The following is a 17,662-nucleotide window of genomic DNA, read 5'->3' on the forward strand; positions in this document are numbered from 1 at the left end:
GGTCGCAGACCTTCTGAATGAAGCGGAACCCTAGCTCCAGTTTTCCAGTTCGACAATATTTTATATTAAGTTAATCACAATGTCAAGAGATTGCCGCATTTTTAACTCAATTTTGATTCTTATCAGCATTATGACACCGGCCAGCCCGCAGATGAAGAGGTACGGCGATAAACTGCGCTTTTTAAGCCAAAATGCAAAAACTACAGTCTTTTCAAAAACACATAACTGACTTTATCATAATCCATTTTTTCTTCATAAAACCGGTGGGCGTCTTTTCTTTGCAGGCCGGATGACAGGGAAACAATGCCGTATCCGTTTTCGCCAGCCTGTTTTTCCACATACGCCAAAAGCCTGGCGCCGTATCCTTTTGATCGGTGCGCTTCATCCGTCACCAGGTCGCATACCCAAATGAACCGCCCGTTGTACAAAGTAATCATCGGCATATACCCGGTTACCGCCACAATATTTCCGCCATCTATTACAGCGGCCATCTTGTAATCCGATGTCTTTGCCGCCGCCTCCACCAGCTGAAGATCGTTTTCTTCGTCCAAATGTTTCCGCAGCTGTTTCATCACCGGAAACGCCGCTTTCCACTCTTCCCGGGTTGTAAGTTCTTTTATTTTCACCTGTATACCCCTTCTTTGTCTAAATGGTAATGCATAATGATCAATTCGCCCTTTTTCCCCATCATCCTGTCCCCTTCATCCACAAACCCGGCTTGTCTGTATAAATTTTGGGCAGCAAGATTTTCCGCATTCACCCCAAGGACCATTTGCTCTATTTCCGGAAAATGGGTACAGACAAAATGGGGCAGCTGTTTTAAACATTGCCTGGCGTATCCTTTTCCCTGCTGGTGGAAATCGGTTGAAAAAGTCCGCAGCAATATGGCATGCGGATGATTTGTATAGAGCCTGGCGCCATTTTTTTCATGAAGCACAAAAAAGTTTGTGATCATGTTATGGCGGACTGCAACAACAGGGTGCCGTTCCGGATCCTCTTTTGCAATGGCAATGGCTTCATTTGGATGCCCCGTAAAACGGAGCTGATCATCCGTTATCGTATAGTTGTCCAATTGTTGCTTTAAATCATCATTGTAAAAGACCAGTTCCAATTCCATTACCCCTTACATGTCGTTTCTTCCAAATCGAGTGATAACCGTACCATATCCCGGCAGTGAATCCCGTTTTCATAAATCGCTTCATCATAATGCCTGACGAAAAAGTCTCTGTCCACCCCGGAGATCCGAAAACCGCATTTTTGATACAAGGCCAGCTGGCTGATGCTGGAATTACCGGTACCCACTTCGATCGATTTAAATCCTTTTCTTCCTGCCCTCTGGATGACATCCAGCACAAGCCGTTTTCCAAAGCCTTTCCCTTGATGTTCTTTTGAAACCGCCACATTCGCCAATTCCACGATTCCCGGCCTTGCCGCTAGCAGGATGTAAACCCCGATCACTTTTCCTTCGATTTCCGCCACATAGCATTCCCCGCGTTTGGCATAGGCCATCACCATTTCGCGTGACGGGTCGGCAAGGAGCAGTAAATCCATCGGCAGTTTTTCCTTGTTTCCCAGTTGTCGGATGTTTAACGCGTTTTTTGCTTCCAAAACTGCCAGCTCCCCCCATATTTTGTTAAATTCTAACATATCTCTCTTTATCCGTCTATCATCCTAGGAACATTTCATCAATTCTGCCTTTTATGAAGAAAGCCAAACAATAGTTCCCCTTTTTATGATAAAATAATGGCAGACAGTACTTTTCTGGAATATAGGGGGGCGGAGATTTGGAAACGCTGTTTTTTAAAACTTTTGTTTGGCTTTGTTTTGCCGGTCTCGTGATATACACTTACCTGTATGGAAAAAATGAAGAAAAGATGGATGCAAAAGTTTTTCTGATCCGGAAAATCTGGTATTTGGTTTATTTATTTGGCGCGCTGGTTTACTGGACGATCCATCCGGCGAGCATTTTCACGGATTTTAAAAACTATGCCATCACCGCGCTTATTTTTGCAGCAATCGACGGTTTTATTTTTTTAAATATGTATTTCCGTAAAGCCGGAAAATATGAATTGGAGAGATTTACGAAAACCGTTTCTGCAAATGAGTCTCTGATCCAGGACAATCTGTCAATGGCTAAAAATATGCTCGACATCTTGAATAACGAGGGCATCGTAGGGTATTATGGTAGTAAAGAAGGATATCTGTTAGGTTTAAAAGAAGTACTGTCATCTTATGCGGAAAAAGCGGATATGAGCGTTAATATTTTGCCGTTTACAACACCGTTAGAGAAAGATCAGGCATTGTATCGTTACAAAAATCCCGGTTCCGTCCGCGCAAAATTGGACAGGCTGGAGACGGTGTATCATGTCGATGGAAACGATGCGCTCCATCCGATTTATCTTTTTCATGACGAATTGTATCTATTAAAAATATCCGGTTCCAGAGCCATTACAGAAATGGATTGTATCCTGTTTGTCATCATGGCCCATGTTTATGATTTTGCGGCTCCGCCGGACGACATGGATTGAAAAACAAGGCGGTGACAAAAATGAAAAAAAGCAGTGCACTCCTGGCACAGAGAAATGAAACCGGAAATATTCGGGGAACTTTCAGAAGAAAATCAAGAGTCCGTGTTCCTTCAGTGGGCATCAGCCCGACGACTTTAAAAATCATGGAAGAAAACGAACAGATCCTGAAAAAGTACGGCAAAAAATCTTCTCAAGGGCAATAACAAACTGGTTATTGCCCTTCATACTTTTTAACAACTCTACATACACTATTGCAGATAATCAGCAGAGGTGATCATGTGAAAAAGTTCCATAAAGAAACAAGCGTTTACTCTCCGCCCCCTTCTCCTTCCCCAATGGAAAAAAACAGAAAAAAACAGACAGTGGAACTCCTCAGCTTTATTGATAAGCTGAAAAATAAGCGGGCAACATGAAATCAGATTAGCACCCGCAGATTTTTTGTTCTTGCAAATGGGATATGTAACATACCTCTCTTACGGCATTGAGCGGACAGTAAGGGTAATGAGAACCGTCAAAACCGCTAAACCGCAAAGCAGGACAGCGGAACCGAGTGCAAGCCGGCTGAAGACCATCACCATTTTTTCTCCGGAACTCAACTTTTTTAAGATCATATATAAAAGCAATCCTGACAAAAAGGCTATTCCCCAGCCCACCATACCGGGAATCGTTGCAAGTTTTTGCCATTTGGCAAGCCATATATACAAAATAGTAGCATCAGCAGCCAGTAAAAATACAGTCAGCACCAATAAGCATTTTTTTAACATCCAGTTGCCCCCTCATCTCCAGCGCTTTTTTATGTCAACTTGGCGATGTACTCCCCATTCGGCTCAAAACAACCGCAGGACGCCATCTTTTCGCGTTTTTCATCATCTTTCTTAATGCGTTGTGATCATGATGACACCCATCACAATACAGAATGCTGAAAGGTACATCAACCAGGTTGACAGGATGGGGACACCCGATAATACATCGAATATTTCAATCAGCACAAATACCTTTTGGGTTTTCGGGGAAAATTTCCGGTAGGCTTTCCATTCTTTTTTAAACTGCAAAATGCCAAACGGAAGAAGAATCACACCGATAACCACAAAAATCACGCCAGCCATTTTCAAAAAAATCATCCCCTGTCTGCAAGCGATACATCTAATATTAACTATTGTGGGCACACATGCAAAATTCCTTCTTGTAAATTGAATATTTTCATTTGTAGCAAAATGATAATCTCCAATATGGCAAAGCAGAGAAGCCGGACATTGATAACCGGATCAAAAGCAGGCAAACCGGTGTTAAGGCTTTTTTCAGTAATACGAAAATAACAATCCCACCAGCGCCACGGTTAAAACCAGGGCATTTATTTTCCTCGGGTATTACAACCATTTTATCACGCGGGATCTGCTCTTGGAAACGAATTCATGTGCCGGGCAGCAACCGCAATCCGGAAAAATAAAATTTTACAATCCTCATTTCCTTTTGATGTATGATATATTTTATTTAAACCCATATTATTTTTACTTTTCAGCAAAATAGAGAAGGAGAATCCGTAATGAAGCCAGCAGACAATTGGAATGCCGAATTGTATGATACCAAACACAAATTTGTATCGGAATACGGAAACAGCCTGATCGGGCTGCTCTCTCCGCAACCCAGCGAAAACATTCTCGACCTCGGCTGCGGAACCGGCGATTTATCTTATAAAATCGGGGAAAGCGGCGCACATATTGTTGGCATCGATCAGTCGGAAAATATGATCCGGCAGGCTTCAAGCAAATATCCAGACATCGCTTTTGATGTACAGAATGCGGCAAAACTGCCCTATACGAACCAATTTGATGCTGTTTTTTCAAATGCTGTCCTCCATTGGATCAAGGAACCGGGCGCCGCATTGGAAGGTGTGTTCCGGAGCCTGAAACAAGGCGGCCGATTTGTCGCAGAATTTGGCGGCAAAGGTAATGTAGAATTGATCACGTCTTCGCTCATCCAGCAAATCACAGAAACCGGGTTCGAGTTCTCTCCGGAACAGTTTCCCTGGTACTATCCCAGCATTGGCGAGTATACCGCTTTGATGGAAAAAGCCGGATTTTATGTTACGTTCGCTATGCATTTTGACCGGCCGACACCGTTGGAGGGAGAAGACGGCCTGAAAAACTGGATCCGAATGTTTTGTACGCAGTTGCTGGAAGGCATCCCGGAACAGGAAACAGAAATGATCATTGCGAATACAGAAAAACAACTGAAAGGCAGTTTGTGGAAAAACGGGCACTGGATCGCAGACTATAAACGCATCCGGGTGATTGGAATCAAACCATCTGCACTTACATGGGGAGGAAAGATGAGCAAGTACCATGAATCGCAAAAGCCGGAAGATCAATAACAGATGGTCGAAAATAGAGACAAAATTATTCTCGCCTATTGAGGATTACGTCAAAATACAAAGCGGCGGATTATGGTACAAAAAAACTTTCAATTAGGCGGCGCGCCCAAAGGGATTACTGGGTGGGTATCCGGCTTGGCTTTATCATCATCCCTGCAATAATTTCTATTATCAACGCCATTTTTCAAAATGAAGAAGGAACCGGATCAGAAATGGATCCGGTTGGGTTTGTCCAAAATGCCAGACGTTTATTTTGTTTAATCCAAAAGGTTTCCAAATAACCCCTGCTGGCAGATTGCAGTCTCCGGTTGATCTCTTCCTTCCCCTTTTCTCACGCCCGGCCTCTGGCCATGAGAAATCAGGGCATTTTTCCGCCGGAAGTGGGACTGCTTGATCTTTGGCAACAATATTTTAAACCTTTATCTGATTTTTATAAAATGCTAAAATAATAGAAAAGGGACAAAGTAATTTTAGAAATTCAGCCCCGATGATCCATTGAACACTTCCCCAATACGGCTGTCCTTCCTGTAAGTCAAGATGATCACCAGGCACCCCCTTCGATTTTTTAAAACAGTTGAGAGGAGTTTGAAAGATGACAACGTATAAATTAGGTGTATTATATGGCGACGGGATCGGGCCTGAGATTGTAAGCGCTACTGTTAAAGTGTTGAAAGCTGCAGCTTCAAAAGCAGCAAACGGAACCGAATTTGTTTTCATAGAGCTTCCAATGGGCTGGGAAGGAATTAAAAAATACAATGATCCTATGCCGGACGTGACAAAACAAGGGCTGAAAGAAACCGATGGCTGGTTGATGGGGCCGCATGATTCCTCCGCATATCCGGATGAACACCGTTTATTCAAAAGAAATCCAAGCGGCGAGTTACGGCATTGCTTTGATTTATTTGCCAATATTCGCCCAAGTCGGACTTTTCCCGGGACAAAAAGTGTCGCCGGGTTTAGCGACCTGATAATTTTACGCGAAAACTCCGAAGGCTTTTTATCCGATCGGAATATGTACATCGGTACCGGAGAGTGTATGGTTACACCGGATGTAGCACTTGTAACCGGCGTTTTTACCAGAAAATCAATTGAAAGAATTGCCCATGAAGCATTTAAGCTGGCTATGTCCCGGAGAAAGAAGGTCACGATTGTCCACAAAGCCAATGTCATTAGATTGGCATTCGGGTTATTCCGCGATATTTGCTATGAAACCGGCAAAAAATATTATCCTGAAGTCAAAGTGGAAGATGTCCTTATTGATGCAATGGCAGCACGCCTCGTGCGCAGGGCCGGTGACTTTGATGTCATTGTGACAGAAAACTTATTCGGTGATATCTTGTCGGACCTGGCCGGTGAATTGGCGGGAAGCTTGGGATTATCCCCTTCCTTAAACACAAACGGGAAACAGGCAATGGCCCAGGCGGCACACGGTTCAGCACCGGACATTGCCGGACAGGATCTTGCAAATCCAACAAGCATGCTGCTGTCAGCTGTCATGCTGTTGCAATGGTTAAGTGCACATCACCGCGATCCCCGCCTGAATGAAATTGCGAAAAAAATGGAAGATGCATGTTTGGGTACCATTGCAGATGGGACCGTTACCCATGATTTGGGGGGCTCTGCTTCCACAACAGCTTTTACAGATGCTGTGATCAAAAAAATTTACCAGCTCTCATGATTTGTGCGAATTGCCTAAAGACTGTTGAACGGGCATTTTTACAGCTTTCCGAGATCCCGCGGACGGCGGATGATTCCGCAATTTCCCGCCGCCTTGAATGGCACAAATCGCTCCTGTGCCCCATCTCTTATGTTTATAACATGGAAATGTTGCATATTATTAAACAATATAAAGGATTTCCTGTCTTTCTGGAAGAATAGAATACGATGAAGATATGCATGGGAGCTGGTCAAATGAGCAAAGGGATAAAAACCTTGTTAAAATCATTCATATTTGCCATTCTGCTTGTTGCGGTCATCAGGGGATTTTTCATTGCCCCTTATATGGTTGAAGGGGAATCAATGGAGCCGACACTTCATAACCACGATAAAATTCTCGTTTATAAAGTCCATTCTGCTGCCGATTACCAAAGAGGCGATATCATCATCATCAAGGGAGAAACGGAAAACTATGTAAAGCGGATTATCGGCCTTCCCGGAGATACCATTCTAGTCAAAAATGACCATCTCTACATTAATGGGAAGTTGCACAAAGAGCCTTACCTTGCAAAAAACCTGAAAGCAGCACGTAAAAAAGGCAGCAAGTTGACGAATAACTTCGGGCCTCTCACCGTACCAAGAAATAAATATTTCGTAATGGGCGATAACCGGTTGTACAGCGAAGACAGCAGAAACGGGCTCGGCCTTATTCCGAAGAAAGAACTCGTGGGAAAAACCGAAGCGGTATTTTACCCGCTCTCGCAAATTCGGGAAGTCCATTAACTTTCCTTGCGGGCAGCAGAGAGCTTAGGATATCTATTCATAAAAAGCAGGGGGGAACTTCCTTGAAACACGCTTTAGTCGTCGGCGGAACCGGCATGCTATGCAATGTATCTCTGTGGCTCGCCGGACAGGCTGACCATGTTTCCATTATTGCGCGCAATCCCGAAAAAATGGATGCATGCATTTCCCGGGCCGCTGACCGGAGCCGGATTACCCCTGTTTTAACGGATTACGCTGATTCGAGTGCACTGCGTGAACATTTAGATAAACTGATTGGGCAGCACGGACCGGTTGACCTTGCAGTAGCCTGGATCCATTCTTATGCAGATCAAGCACTTGTAACGATTTCAAATGTTTTTTCACAGAACAGCCGCCAATGGGAACTGTATCACGTCCTCGGAAGCACCCGGAATCCGGATGAACTTTTGAACGAGCTTGCCGGTTTGGAAAATTGCAATTACCATCAAATCCAGCTTGGATTTATTCTCGAAAATCATCAGTCAAGATGGCTGACAAATGAAGAAATTTCGGACGGCGTCATCGAAGCCATCCAGTCAGGCAAAAAAAGGCATATTGTCGGGCAACTGGAACCGTGGGACAAACGCCCGTAAGGTGGTCCGAGAAATTGCGAAAGGGAAAGGGGGACAAACCTGTTATGGCTTTGGCACACTTCACAGCTATTTACGCTATGATTCGTCTTCAGTCCGGGTTTGTCCTGCTTATTTCGGCTTACAATGCAGACAATAATAGGAGGATCATTTGATATGGTCATATTTTTAGTTAACATAATAAAATTATAGATAACAACTATTCCTTCAATCTTAGCAGATCCTGCTGATATTTTTTCACATTTCCTTCACTTTGCGGGTTATGTTAAGAAAGACCAGCATTTTTCTGCGCTTCCTTAACGTAGACGCCTTTTACGTTAAGAAACATCAATTTTTTCGCTCCCTTCCTTAACATAGACGCACTCTACGTTAAGAAACATCGTTTTTTCCACGCGTTTCCTTAACGTAGACACCTTCTACGTTAAGAAACATCGTCTTTTGCGCCTGCTTTCTTAACGTAGACGCACTCTATTTTAAGGAACATCGTCTTTTTTCCGCGCTTCTTTCACGTAGACGCCTTCTACGTTAAGAAATACCGACTTTTGCCCCAGCTTCCTTCACCTAGACGCACTCTACGTTAAGAAACATCGTTTTTTCCACGCGCTTCCTTAACGTAGACGCACTCTACATTAAGAAACATCATCTTTTGCGCCTGCTTCCTTCACGTAGATTTCCACGCCACCTAAAACACGGCAAGAAAACCTGTCATGAAAATGATTCACCCTCTCGTGTGCCTTGATGCCTTGTTTCATTGCCGGCGAAAAATTATAGAGTTTCAGGCATTTTGCCCATGATTTCTTCAGCTTCTTTTATGACATGGCCTATCAATGCTTTTGCCGTTTGATGTTTTGCGAGTCGCGGGCTTTGGCCGGCCCAAAGTGACATAAACTCACGGTTGTTCTGCTTTCCGGCAGCCTTTCTGATATCCTGTGTGAGCGTATTTTGCACGGGATAATCCGGAAAAAGCGCTTCATGCGGCTTCATTTCCGAGATGAATGCATTTTTTACGCCTCTTGCCCATTTTCCGGAAAATGACCGGGTGAGGACAAGCTCATCTTCTTTCGCATGGAGAACGGCTTCCTTATGGGACTGAGGTGCGCCGCTTTCCGCACAGGCCAGGAAGGCAGTTCCCATTTGCACGCCTTTTGCCCCTAAGCAAAGCGCTGCTGCAAGCCCCCTGCCATCCATAATACCGCCTGCCGCAATGACGGGAATCCGGACATTGTCGGCAACCTGGGGAATTAGTGACATCAGGCCAATCATACTTTCCTCATGTTCTTTCAAAAAATTCCCGCGATGGCCTCCCGCTTCACTGCCTTGTGCAACCACCATATCCATTCCGGCTTGCTCCACTTCGATCGCTTCATCAACGGTTGTTGCCGTTCCAATGAGGAGGATCCCGTTTTGTTTCAGCTTTTCGATCACTTCCCTGGAAGGTATTCCAAAAGTGAATGAACAAACAGGCACTTTCTCTTCGATGGCCACTTGCACCTGTGCCAAAAATTGATCTTGTACGCTATGTAAATCAGGAACTTCTATTTCCGCTTTTGCCTCTATTTTTAACTGTTTGCGGACCCGATTTAAAATGCCATTTGCGGCTGTTACTTTTTCATCTACTTCAAACTCGCCGGGAACAAAAAGATTGATGCCAAAAGGTTTTCCGGTTAACTGTTTGATTTCCCGGATTTGTTCTTTTGTTTGAGCAGCGGTTAAGTACCCCGCCCCGATCATGCCCAGCCCGCCGGCGTTTGAGACCGCAGCCACCAATGCCGGTTTGGTGATGCCCCCTGCCATCGGAGCCTGAATCATCGGGTACCGTATTTTCAGCCGTTCGGTCAAAACGTTTTTCAACATCCAAATTCCTCCCTCAAAACCATTCTACCTTTTTTCTGATCATAGCGCTTACAGTCCTGCTTGTAAAATGCTTGTTACTGATCTTCGCGTTCCGTTTTTCTGATAGCAGCATGCCATGTGCCGCCGTTTTCCGGACAGCTCACGATTTTTTTCCACCATCGGCCTTAAAAATAACGCGGATAGCATAAAAGGCAGGACGGATGCGAGCAACAGCACAAGCCCTATTGCACCCAGCCCCATTCCGCCCCATCCTCCTTTGAAAAAGCTGCTGAACAAGAGCACAATGCTGCATACCGCACTGAATACCGGAATGACATATACCGGAAGCTCTACAATATGCCTAAAAATATAGCAAACAAGCAAAATGACGAGTGTTCAACTCACGACATCCATCACAAAAGTGGCCATATGCCTCCCCATTCGCCTTTATCCCATTATAACAGGATTCTGATTTATTTTAAACATTTTAAAAATAGTGAAAACCCTCTCCTGTTGCCCGTCCAAATGAATGCAGCGCTTTTCAAAATATGGGCAGAAAAACTCTTTCCATATCAATATGTTGTATTTTTTTCGTTTATCTGTTATAATTCTATAAATGTAAAGCCCGAGTTCCGCAAAAAATCCCTGCGCACGACGGATAACATGAAACTGCCCGCTGCAATATTTTTCTACTCACTGCATCTTCAACTTCTGAAAAACTTTCCGAAAGAAGCATATGTTTTAAAAAAAGAACAATGGGTAAACAAAGAAGAGGTGATAGCATATGAGAACCAGAATTTTCAACTTCATTATTGACGGACGATTGATTACGGTAAAAGGAAAGTCCGTGAAAGAAGCGAAGCGCCATGCACAACAAATCGCGCGAAGCATGAAAATGGAAGAAAACATGGGCAACCAGTCAGCCATCTGATTGGCTGCCTTTTCCATTTTCAGGATAAACAGACATCTTCCCAACAGCGGAAAAGAAATGTGTGGTTTTTTATAATATTATTATGTAAACCAATTCCCGTTTTTAGAGCGTGGCTGTCCCGTTCTTTTGAAAAATGGCGTGTATCCCACACGCCATTTTTTTAATGCCGGTTTGTCGGCAGCTTTTCACTTGGGTTTCCGTTCCCCTGCCGTTTTTTGTTTTGTTCCTGTTTCTTTTGCTGTTCATTCAGCTTCTGCACAAATCCATGCGTATTGTCCATGTCGTGCCTCCTTTCCGCCCGTCATTGTTACTTTAACCAAGACCCGGTCAGGCATGCATGCATTTTGGATTTCCGGACGGGAGATTCGCTTTCATCATTGTGCAATTTACAGCCATATTCCACCCCCTGCCAATTTCTCATTTCACCATTTCGCACGTTTTTTTACTTGCTCTTCCATTCTAAAAATTCCAGCCTGTTTCCGAATGGATCTGTTGCGTAAATGCGCGCTGCCCCTGGTAGTTTACCGTCTTCTGTCCACTTCATTTGATAGTGGGTAAACCTTTCTTTCAAGCTTTCGAGATTTCTGACTTCAAATGCAGGATGCGCTTTTTTGGCGGGTGAAAAAGGCTCTTCAATGCCGATGTGGATTTGTATTTTTCCGTTTTGAAACCAGCAGCCGCCGCGTTTTTTCAATTCTGCTGGTTTTTCAATTTCCGTAAATCCGAGGATTTCTGCGTAAAACTTTTTTGCTGTCTGCTCACTGCCACGTGGAGCAGCAAGCTGAACATGGTCGATTGCGATAAAATTAAATGCCAATCTCATCCCTCCTTACATTCATCTTACATTCATTCTTTTGTCATTTAAATAATGGCTTTGACAACTCATTTGATAAGATTTGCTTATGGCTTCTTTACACCCCCGGCATGCCTATTTCATGGACTTGCGCAGAAAAAAGCACACGGGGGCAATCCACCGTGTGCCTTAAGGAAAATGATTTATTTTGCAGCGACTGTCACTTTGTCGGTGTCTTCTTTTTTGTTCCGGATGGTGGCCTGTGCAGCGGCGAGCCTTGCGAGCGGTACGCGGTAAGGCGAACAGCTGACGTAGTTCAGGCCGGTTTTGTAGCAGAATTCGATCGAGCTTTTTTCCCCGCCGTGTTCGCCGCAAATGCCGGTTTTTAAGCCCGGTTTTGTCTGACGGCCGAGTTTGACACCGGTTTCGACAAGTTTGCCGACGCCTTCCTGATCAAGGACGGCAAACGGATTTTCCGGCAGCACTTTTTGCTCGATGTACTGTTGCAAGAATTTTCCTTCCGCATCGTCACGGCTAAAGCCGAACGTCGTTTGCGTCAAGTCATTCGTACCAAACGAGAAGAAATCCGCTTCTTCTGCAATTTGGTCTGCGGTGAGGGCGGCGCGCGGAATTTCGATCATCGTGCCGACCGTATAATCGAATTTCAAGCCTTTTTCCTCCATGACCTGATTCGCCATGTCCGTCACAAGCGCGCGCATCCGTTTCAGCTCATTCACATGGCCGACAAGTGGAATCATAATTTCCGGCTGAACTTTTATCCCTTTTTGCAGAACGGCAGCGGCAGCGTAAAAAATCGCCTTGACCTGCATTTCGTAGATTTCAGGGAAAATCACGCCGAGCCGGCAGCCGCGGTGGCCGAGCATCGGATTGAATTCAGCAAGATGCTGGACTTTTTTCAGCAAGTATTCTTTTTCTTCCAGTTCTTTTGATTCTGGTGCCGTAAGCTGCAGTTTTGTTACTTCTACGAGCAGTTCTTCCTTATCCGGCAAAAATTCGTGCATTGGCGGATCGAGCAGGCGGATTGTCACCGGATGGCCGGCCATTTCCTCAAAGATGCCTTCAAAATCGCCCTGCTGCATCGGAAGCAGTTTATCTAAAGCTTTTTCGCGTTCTTCCAAAGTCTCGGCGAGGATCATTTCCTGAACGATCGGCACGCGCTTAATATCCATGAACATATGCTCCGTCCGGCAAAGGCCGATGCCGTCTGCACCGAATTCGAGCGATTTTTTCGCATCCGTTGGGTTGTCAGCATTGGCGCGCACGCCGAGATCGCGCACCTCATCCGCCCATTCAAGCAGCGTTTTGAATTCGCCGGAAAGCTCAGGGTCAATCATCGGGACTTCGCCGAGCATCACTTCACCTGTCGAACCGTCAATCGTGATGACATCCCCATAACGGACAACGGTGTCACCGACCGTAAATTGTTTTGCTTTCAAATCGATTTTCATAGATTCGCAGCCGCAGATGCACGCTTTCCCCATCCCGCGCGCGACAACCGCCGCATGGCTCGTCATCCCGCCGCGGCTTGTCACAACCGCCTGGGATGCAACAATGCCGTGAATATCATCCGGTGTCGTTTCGGGGCGGACCAAAATCACTTTTTCCCCTTCCTTGCCGAGCCGTTCCGCTTCATCAGCATCAAACACAACGGTGCCGGTTGCAGCTCCAGGGGATGCCGGCAGCCCTTTTGCAAGATGGTTTTTAGTCGCGGAACCATCAATGCGGCGGTGCAAGAGCTGGTTCATCTGATCCGGATCGACTCTTAAAAGCGCTGTCTTTTTATCGAGAATGCCTTCCTTCACCATTTCAACGGCGATGCGGATCGCAGCCTGCGCCGTCCGTTTGCCGTTCCGGGTTTGTAGCAGGTACAGTTTGCCGCGTTCCACCGTAAATTCAATATCCTGCATATCTTGGTAATGTTCTTCCAATAATTTGCTTGTTTTTACAAACTGGCGGTACACTTCCGGCATGTCTTTTGCCAGTACCTGGATCGGCTGCGGGGTGCGGATACCGGCAACGACATCTTCGCCTTGGGCATTGATTAAATATTCGCCGTACAGCACGCGTTCGCCTGTTGACGGGTTCCGTGTAAAAGCGACGCCGGTTCCGGAATCATCCCCCATATTTCCGAATACCATGCTTTGGATATTGACAGCGGTCCCAAGATGGTCCGGAATTTTATTCAGGCGGCGGTATACAATGGCACGCTGGTTATTCCACGAATCAAAAACGGCATTTACGGCAAGGTACAGTTGCGTTTTCGGGTCTTGCGGAAAATCCTGTTTCGTATGTTTTTTAACGATCTTTTTATAGCCGGCAATGATGTCTTTCCAGTCTTCCGCAGTCATTTCCGGATCAGCTGTATACCCTTTTTGTTCCCGGGTTTGTTCAAGCAAATGTTCGAAATGGTATACCTCGATCCCGAGCACCACGTCAGAAAACATTTGGATAAACCGGCGGTACGAATCATAGGCAAAGCGCGGATTGCCGGTCAGTTTCGCAACGGCTTCCACGGTCTCATCGTTCATGCCGAGGTTCAGTACCGTATCCATCATCCCCGGCATCGAAAACACAGAGCCGGAACGGACGGAGACGAGCAGCGGGTTCTCGTTCCCGCCCAGTTTTTTGCCGGTTTTTTCTTCCAGTTTCAAAAGCGCTTCTTCCATTTGTGTTTCGACTGCATCTGAAATTTTTTTGCCGTTTGAATAATAGTCATTGCATGCCTCGGTTGTAATCGTGAATCCGAACGGCACCGGCAGGCCGATGTTTGTCATTTCCGCCAGATTGGCTCCTTTGCCGCCAAGCAGGTCACGCATATGGCTGTTCCCTTCGTTGAACAAGTAGACAAATTTTGTCATTTGAGCAGCTCCTCCCTGTTTTTGAACATTTCAATAATAAGGCTTGCTGTTTCTTCCACCGCTTTGTTTGAAACATCAATGACCGGGCATCTGAGTTTCCGCATGATGTTCTCCGCGTAAACGAGTTCTTTATAAATCCGTTCAAAGCTCGCATAATTGGCGTCCGATTTTAACCCCATTGCCTTGATCCGTTCTTTCCGGATTTCATTCAGTTTCTCGGGCGAAATCATCAGCCCGATGCACTTTTCCCGCGGGATGGAAAACAATTCATCAGGCGGTGCGATTTCCGGCACGATCGGAACATTCGCCACTTTAAAGCTGTGATGCGCCAGATACATCGATAACGGCGTTTTCGACGTCCGCGAGACGCCGAGCAGGACAATGTCCGCCTTTTTCAGTCCGGTTGGATCGCGCCCGTCATCATATTTTACGGCAAACTCAATTGCTTCAATTTTTTTAAAATATTCCTGATCCAGCTTGCGCATTAACTTCGGACGGTGGTACGGCTCCTTGTGAAACTTTTTCATAAAAGCTTCCATCAACGGATTCATCAGGTCGACCGCAATGATCCCTTCTTCGCTGGCACGGCGGTCAATGTATGCTTTCAAAGGGGTAACGACTATCGTGTAAGCAATGATGGCATTTTGTTTTTTTGCCGTCTCAATCACCGGTTCGATATCGTCTGTTTCTTCCACATGCGGATGCCGCCTGATTTCGATGTGTCCGCCGTTAAACTGCGCAGCAACCGCTTTTACAACAAATTCAGCCGTTTCTCCGACCGAGTCCGAGATGATATGCACAATTTCTTTTTGTTCCATGTATGGTTCCCATCCTTTTCGAACCGGAAAATGGCTCCGTATGTATATGGTTTCTTTTCACTGCCCCTCCCGTATGCCATCAGTATATGCACTGTTTGACAAATGTGTTATACTTATCGTTCATTAGTATAACACATTTAAAAGGATGCGTGAACCATTTTACCGGTTTTTTTTAAAAATTTTTATTTCATGTAAAACAGGCAACTGCTGTGCACCGTTTAAAAATTTTTATGCTGCCTGATTCTCTCCGGCGCGGATTTTCTCCCGGATCATCACCGTCCCGAGCACGCCAAAAAGCGAAAAGAACGCCGGGATTAAAAAGCCGTAATGATAACCGACCACACTCGCTTCAGCATGAAAATGGTCCAGCACTTTTCCAAACAAGCTCGGCAAAAGCACCGCGCTTAAAAAGCCGCCGGTATTGGCAAATCCGGAAACCGATCCGACTTCCCTTACGTCAAAGGAGTGGCGGACGACCGCAAACGTCAGCGCGCTTGCACCATTACCATATCCGATGACAAACATTAACAGCACCGCGAAAAATAACGGCGGTTTGCCCCCGCTCAAAAAGAAAACCGTCCATGCCAGAAAAATCAGGGTTTGAATCAGCAAATATGGCTTCTTCCTTGAACCGAGTCTGCTTGCGATCCATCCGGTAACCGGCGCGCCGATAATTGCTCCGATTAATCCTGTCATGACCAGCTGGCTCGCTTCCGGGCGGTTCATGCCGAAAATATGCATCCCGTACGGCACAGCCCATGTACCAATAAAACCAACATATGTGCCGACAAGGCCGAAATGGCATAAAAATGCAGCCCACGCCTGCCTGCTTTTCAAGATCCGCTTTAGAACCAAAAGCATTTTTTCATGGCGGACTTTTGTATTCGCATGCGTTCCCCCTTCCCGCTTTTGCGGGAGTCGGATCAGCACGACATACAGCATCACCGTACTTGCGAGGAGCAGAATACCGGTTACAAAAAACGGCTGGCGCCATCCCGAAGCTGAAATCCAGGCCGTTAGCGGAACGGTTGCGAGCAAAGAACCCACGCTTCCGGCCATGCCGGCATAACCGATCAGCCCGACAAACTCTTTCGCATAAAACCACTGACTTAAAATCAAGACAAGATTAATCCAAATGGTCGCATCTCCCATGCCGGCAAGCACCCGGGATACGAGCAAACAGGCTTCATTCGGCGAAATGCTGTATAAGAACGTGCCGATGCCACTGAATAAAGTGCCTGTGACCAAAAAAACGTTCGGCCCGAACCGGTCGGAAAAAATCCCAATCGGAATTTGCAGCCCCGCATAAGCGAGAAACTGCGCACCTGTCAATAAACCGATGACGGACGCTGTCATATGAAACTCGCTCATCAGTTTATCCGAAATCAAGCCTGGCGCCGTTCGCTGGCTGACAATCACCATGTAGGAAAACAGCACCGCGAAAAAAACAACCCATCTGTACTTGCTTTTTTGTCTGTCCAATCTGCTCTACCCCTGTTTTGTTTGTAATTTATTACTATTATAATCTATTTTTGCGCAAAAACATTTTCAATTTTCGAATCCGCAATAAAAAAACTCCCCCGCCGGGAGTTTTTTTATGCGTTTGTAGGCTGCCATTTGGCACGAACCAGGATCCATTTTCCGTCTTTAAAATACCATGTTGCCTTTACATCACCCAGTCTATCTGCATGGTAGGCACCGCTTACTTGCTGGAAACCTTCGAGCCCGACGCCTTTTTTGCCTTTTATTTTCACCGGTTTGTAAACCGCCGCCGGATCGATCATCAGTTCAAACGGCTCATTGAGCATTCCGTCCTTTCGGTAAATACCGAGCCGGATATAATCTTTTTTCCGTTTTCTTAAATCAATCAAAAATGTTTCGTTCGTATTTTCAATGTTGAGCCTGGCCGACAATGCATTTTCAAATTTGCCGCTAAGCTTTAACACGGGCGGCATCGGCAAATGTTTTAAAATGCCGCCTTTCAGCGTATCGAGGCGGTACTGGTTTATGCCCCCGCTTCCGCCGCTGTTGCTTGATCCAAGCATGTCCTTTACGCCGTCATGGTTGAGATCGATGAACTGGATTTCCGGTTCATACCCAGGCTCATACGGCAATTTATATTTCTTTCCTTCCGACGTGGCAATCCGCGCCCAAATTTTTTTCATATACGGGCTGCCGGCTGCAAACGGGATGCCTTCCAATACAATCGCATCCTTTTTTCCGTCGCCGGTTACATCCGCCTCGTACCGGTGAATCACCGTTTTGCCGGCTTTCGTCTTCCCGCCCGCGTCCGCGATCACAACCGTGCCGGCTGCCATAAACCATAATGCGAGCAGTGCAAGCATGTATTCTTTTTTCATCTTCTCACCCCGCATCCGTTTTCCTTTAGGATACGCCGCAAGAATAGAATTATGTAAAACTTGCCTGAAGATGAAAAAAGTGTTTGCCGAAAACGGCAAACA

General features: G+C 45.8%; 20 protein-coding genes. 7 read left to right on the plus strand and 13 right to left on the minus strand.

The annotated features are described in order from the left end of the window. Nucleotides 1-200: 200 nt before the first annotated feature. Genes BCOA_RS33340 through BCOA_RS33350 form a run of 3 tightly spaced genes read right to left on the minus strand, consistent with a single transcriptional unit; the run spans nt 201 to nt 1,647 of the window. Nucleotides 201-626 carry a GNAT family N-acetyltransferase gene (locus BCOA_RS33340; RefSeq protein ID WP_014098328.1) on the minus strand — a complete coding sequence of 142 codons (426 nt, stop codon included), beginning with the start codon at nt 624-626 and terminating at the stop codon, nt 201-203. Continuing rightward, on the minus strand, nt 623-1,117 hold the full coding sequence (locus tag BCOA_RS33345; RefSeq protein WP_014098329.1) for a GNAT family N-acetyltransferase: 495 nt from the start codon (nt 1,115-1,117) through the stop codon (nt 623-625). Before BCOA_RS33345 ends, BCOA_RS33340 begins: the two co-directional genes overlap by 4 nt. Continuing rightward, the gene (locus tag BCOA_RS33350) at nt 1,117-1,647 is read right to left on the minus strand and encodes a GNAT family N-acetyltransferase (protein ID WP_014098330.1); all 531 of its coding nucleotides are present in this window, start codon (nt 1,645-1,647) and stop codon (nt 1,117-1,119) included. Before BCOA_RS33350 ends, BCOA_RS33345 begins: the two co-directional genes overlap by 1 nt. Nucleotides 1,648-1,784: 137 nt before the next feature. Between BCOA_RS33350 and BCOA_RS33355 the strand changes: the two genes are divergently transcribed. Then, the gene (locus BCOA_RS33355) at nt 1,785-2,528 is read left to right on the plus strand and encodes a type II toxin-antitoxin system SpoIISA family toxin (protein WP_014098331.1); all 744 of its coding nucleotides are present in this window, start codon (nt 1,785-1,787) and stop codon (nt 2,526-2,528) included. Further along, on the plus strand, nt 2,525-2,731 hold the full coding sequence (locus tag BCOA_RS33360; RefSeq protein ID WP_231111528.1) for a hypothetical protein: 207 nt from the start codon (nt 2,525-2,527) through the stop codon (nt 2,729-2,731). The genes BCOA_RS33355 and BCOA_RS33360 overlap by 4 nt, the downstream gene beginning before the upstream one ends. Before the next feature lie 270 nt (nt 2,732-3,001). Here BCOA_RS33360 and BCOA_RS33365 read toward each other — a convergent pair whose 3' ends face one another. Next, nucleotides 3,002-3,292 carry a hypothetical protein gene (locus BCOA_RS33365; RefSeq protein ID WP_014098333.1) on the minus strand — a complete coding sequence of 97 codons (291 nt, stop codon included), beginning with the start codon at nt 3,290-3,292 and terminating at the stop codon, nt 3,002-3,004. Nucleotides 3,293-3,403: 111 nt separating this feature from the next. Beyond that, entirely contained in the window at nt 3,404-3,634 is a 231-nt protein-coding gene (locus tag BCOA_RS33370) for a hypothetical protein (RefSeq protein ID WP_035184928.1), read from the minus strand. 437 nt (nt 3,635-4,071) lie between these two features. Here BCOA_RS33370 and BCOA_RS33375 point away from each other — a divergent pair, with 437 nt between their 5' ends. The 4 genes from BCOA_RS33375 to BCOA_RS33400 all read left to right on the plus strand — a co-directional run bounded on the left by BCOA_RS33375 (nt 4,072) and on the right by BCOA_RS33400 (nt 7,949). Further along, entirely contained in the window at nt 4,072-4,899 is an 828-nt protein-coding gene (locus tag BCOA_RS33375) for a class I SAM-dependent methyltransferase (RefSeq protein WP_014098335.1), read from the plus strand. 592 nt (nt 4,900-5,491) lie between these two features. Continuing rightward, on the plus strand, nt 5,492-6,577 hold the full coding sequence (locus tag BCOA_RS33385; RefSeq protein WP_014098336.1) for an isocitrate/isopropylmalate dehydrogenase family protein: 1,086 nt from the start codon (nt 5,492-5,494) through the stop codon (nt 6,575-6,577). Between the two features lie 233 nt (nt 6,578-6,810). Then, entirely contained in the window at nt 6,811-7,338 is a 528-nt protein-coding gene (gene lepB, locus BCOA_RS33395) for a signal peptidase I (RefSeq protein WP_014098338.1), read from the plus strand. A gap of 62 nt (nt 7,339-7,400) precedes the next feature. Continuing rightward, nucleotides 7,401-7,949, plus strand: coding sequence for a short-chain dehydrogenase (locus tag BCOA_RS33400; RefSeq protein WP_014098339.1), 549 nt, complete (start codon nt 7,401-7,403; stop codon nt 7,947-7,949). A 762-nt stretch (nt 7,950-8,711) separates the two neighbouring features. Here BCOA_RS33400 and BCOA_RS33405 read toward each other — a convergent pair. Together BCOA_RS33405 and BCOA_RS33410 are read right to left on the minus strand one after the other, a co-directional pair. Beyond that, on the minus strand, nt 8,712-9,800 hold the full coding sequence (locus BCOA_RS33405; RefSeq protein ID WP_014098340.1) for an NAD(P)H-dependent flavin oxidoreductase: 1,089 nt from the start codon (nt 9,798-9,800) through the stop codon (nt 8,712-8,714). 48 nt (nt 9,801-9,848) lie between these two features. Then, nucleotides 9,849-10,082, minus strand: a complete 234-nt coding sequence (locus BCOA_RS33410) for a YesK family protein (protein ID WP_230090544.1) — start codon at nt 10,080-10,082, stop codon at nt 9,849-9,851. Nucleotides 10,083-10,563: 481 nt separating this feature from the next. On the opposite strand from BCOA_RS33410, the gene BCOA_RS35420 reads away from it, so the two are divergent. Further along, nucleotides 10,564-10,710 carry a hypothetical protein gene (locus BCOA_RS35420; protein WP_014098343.1) on the plus strand — a complete coding sequence of 49 codons (147 nt, stop codon included), beginning with the start codon at nt 10,564-10,566 and terminating at the stop codon, nt 10,708-10,710. A 160-nt stretch (nt 10,711-10,870) separates the two neighbouring features. On the opposite strand, the gene BCOA_RS33420 is transcribed toward BCOA_RS35420, so the two are convergent. From BCOA_RS33420 to BCOA_RS33445, 6 genes are all read right to left on the minus strand, one after another. Then, entirely contained in the window at nt 10,871-10,990 is a 120-nt protein-coding gene (locus BCOA_RS33420; protein ID WP_014098344.1) for a DUF4023 family protein, read from the minus strand. Between the two features lie 162 nt (nt 10,991-11,152). Next, nucleotides 11,153-11,527 carry a VOC family protein gene (locus BCOA_RS33425; protein ID WP_014098345.1) on the minus strand — a complete coding sequence of 125 codons (375 nt, stop codon included), beginning with the start codon at nt 11,525-11,527 and terminating at the stop codon, nt 11,153-11,155. 179 nt (nt 11,528-11,706) lie between these two features. Beyond that, nucleotides 11,707-14,382: a pyruvate, phosphate dikinase gene (gene ppdK / locus BCOA_RS33430; protein WP_014098346.1), complete on the minus strand. Its 2,676-nt coding sequence runs from the start codon at nt 14,380-14,382 to the stop codon at nt 11,707-11,709. Then, on the minus strand, nt 14,379-15,200 hold the full coding sequence (locus tag BCOA_RS33435) for a pyruvate, water dikinase regulatory protein (protein WP_014098347.1): 822 nt from the start codon (nt 15,198-15,200) through the stop codon (nt 14,379-14,381). The genes ppdK and BCOA_RS33435 overlap by 4 nt, the downstream gene beginning before the upstream one ends. 228 nt (nt 15,201-15,428) lie before the next feature. After that, the gene (locus BCOA_RS33440; RefSeq protein ID WP_014098348.1) at nt 15,429-16,682 is read right to left on the minus strand and encodes an MFS transporter; all 1,254 of its coding nucleotides are present in this window, start codon (nt 16,680-16,682) and stop codon (nt 15,429-15,431) included. 113 nt (nt 16,683-16,795) lie between these two features. Continuing rightward, nucleotides 16,796-17,659: a hypothetical protein gene (locus tag BCOA_RS33445; protein WP_035184925.1), complete on the minus strand. Its 864-nt coding sequence runs from the start codon at nt 17,657-17,659 to the stop codon at nt 16,796-16,798. Nucleotides 17,660-17,662 lie beyond the last annotated feature (3 nt).

This window comes from Heyndrickxia coagulans 36D1 (assembly GCF_000169195.2).
GTDB lineage: Bacteria > Bacillota > Bacilli > Bacillales > Bacillaceae_C > Weizmannia > Weizmannia faecalis.

Excerpts from the sequence above, each read along its gene's own strand:
- BCOA_RS33345 (WP_014098329.1), bottom strand. The coding sequence starts at position 1,117 with ATGGAATTGGAACTGGTCTTTTACAATGATGATTTAAAGCAACAATTG.
- BCOA_RS33350 (WP_014098330.1), bottom strand. The coding sequence starts at position 1,647 with ATGTTAGAATTTAACAAAATATGGGGGGAGCTGGCAGTTTTGGAAGCA.
- BCOA_RS33365 (WP_014098333.1), bottom strand. The coding sequence starts at position 3,292 with ATGTTAAAAAAATGCTTATTGGTGCTGACTGTATTTTTACTGGCTGCT.
- BCOA_RS33370 (WP_035184928.1), bottom strand. The coding sequence starts at position 3,634 with ATGGCTGGCGTGATTTTTGTGGTTATCGGTGTGATTCTTCTTCCGTTT.
- BCOA_RS33375 (WP_014098335.1), top strand. The coding sequence starts at position 4,072 with ATGAAGCCAGCAGACAATTGGAATGCCGAATTGTATGATACCAAACAC.
- BCOA_RS33385 (WP_014098336.1), top strand. The coding sequence starts at position 5,492 with ATGACAACGTATAAATTAGGTGTATTATATGGCGACGGGATCGGGCCT.
- lepB (WP_014098338.1), top strand. The coding sequence starts at position 6,811 with ATGAGCAAAGGGATAAAAACCTTGTTAAAATCATTCATATTTGCCATT.
- BCOA_RS33405 (WP_014098340.1), bottom strand. The coding sequence starts at position 9,800 with ATGTTGAAAAACGTTTTGACCGAACGGCTGAAAATACGGTACCCGATG.
- BCOA_RS35420 (WP_014098343.1), top strand. The coding sequence starts at position 10,564 with ATGAGAACCAGAATTTTCAACTTCATTATTGACGGACGATTGATTACG.
- BCOA_RS33420 (WP_014098344.1), bottom strand. The coding sequence starts at position 10,990 with ATGGACAATACGCATGGATTTGTGCAGAAGCTGAATGAACAGCAAAAG.
- ppdK (WP_014098346.1), bottom strand. The coding sequence starts at position 14,382 with ATGACAAAATTTGTCTACTTGTTCAACGAAGGGAACAGCCATATGCGT.
- BCOA_RS33435 (WP_014098347.1), bottom strand. The coding sequence starts at position 15,200 with ATGGAACAAAAAGAAATTGTGCATATCATCTCGGACTCGGTCGGAGAA.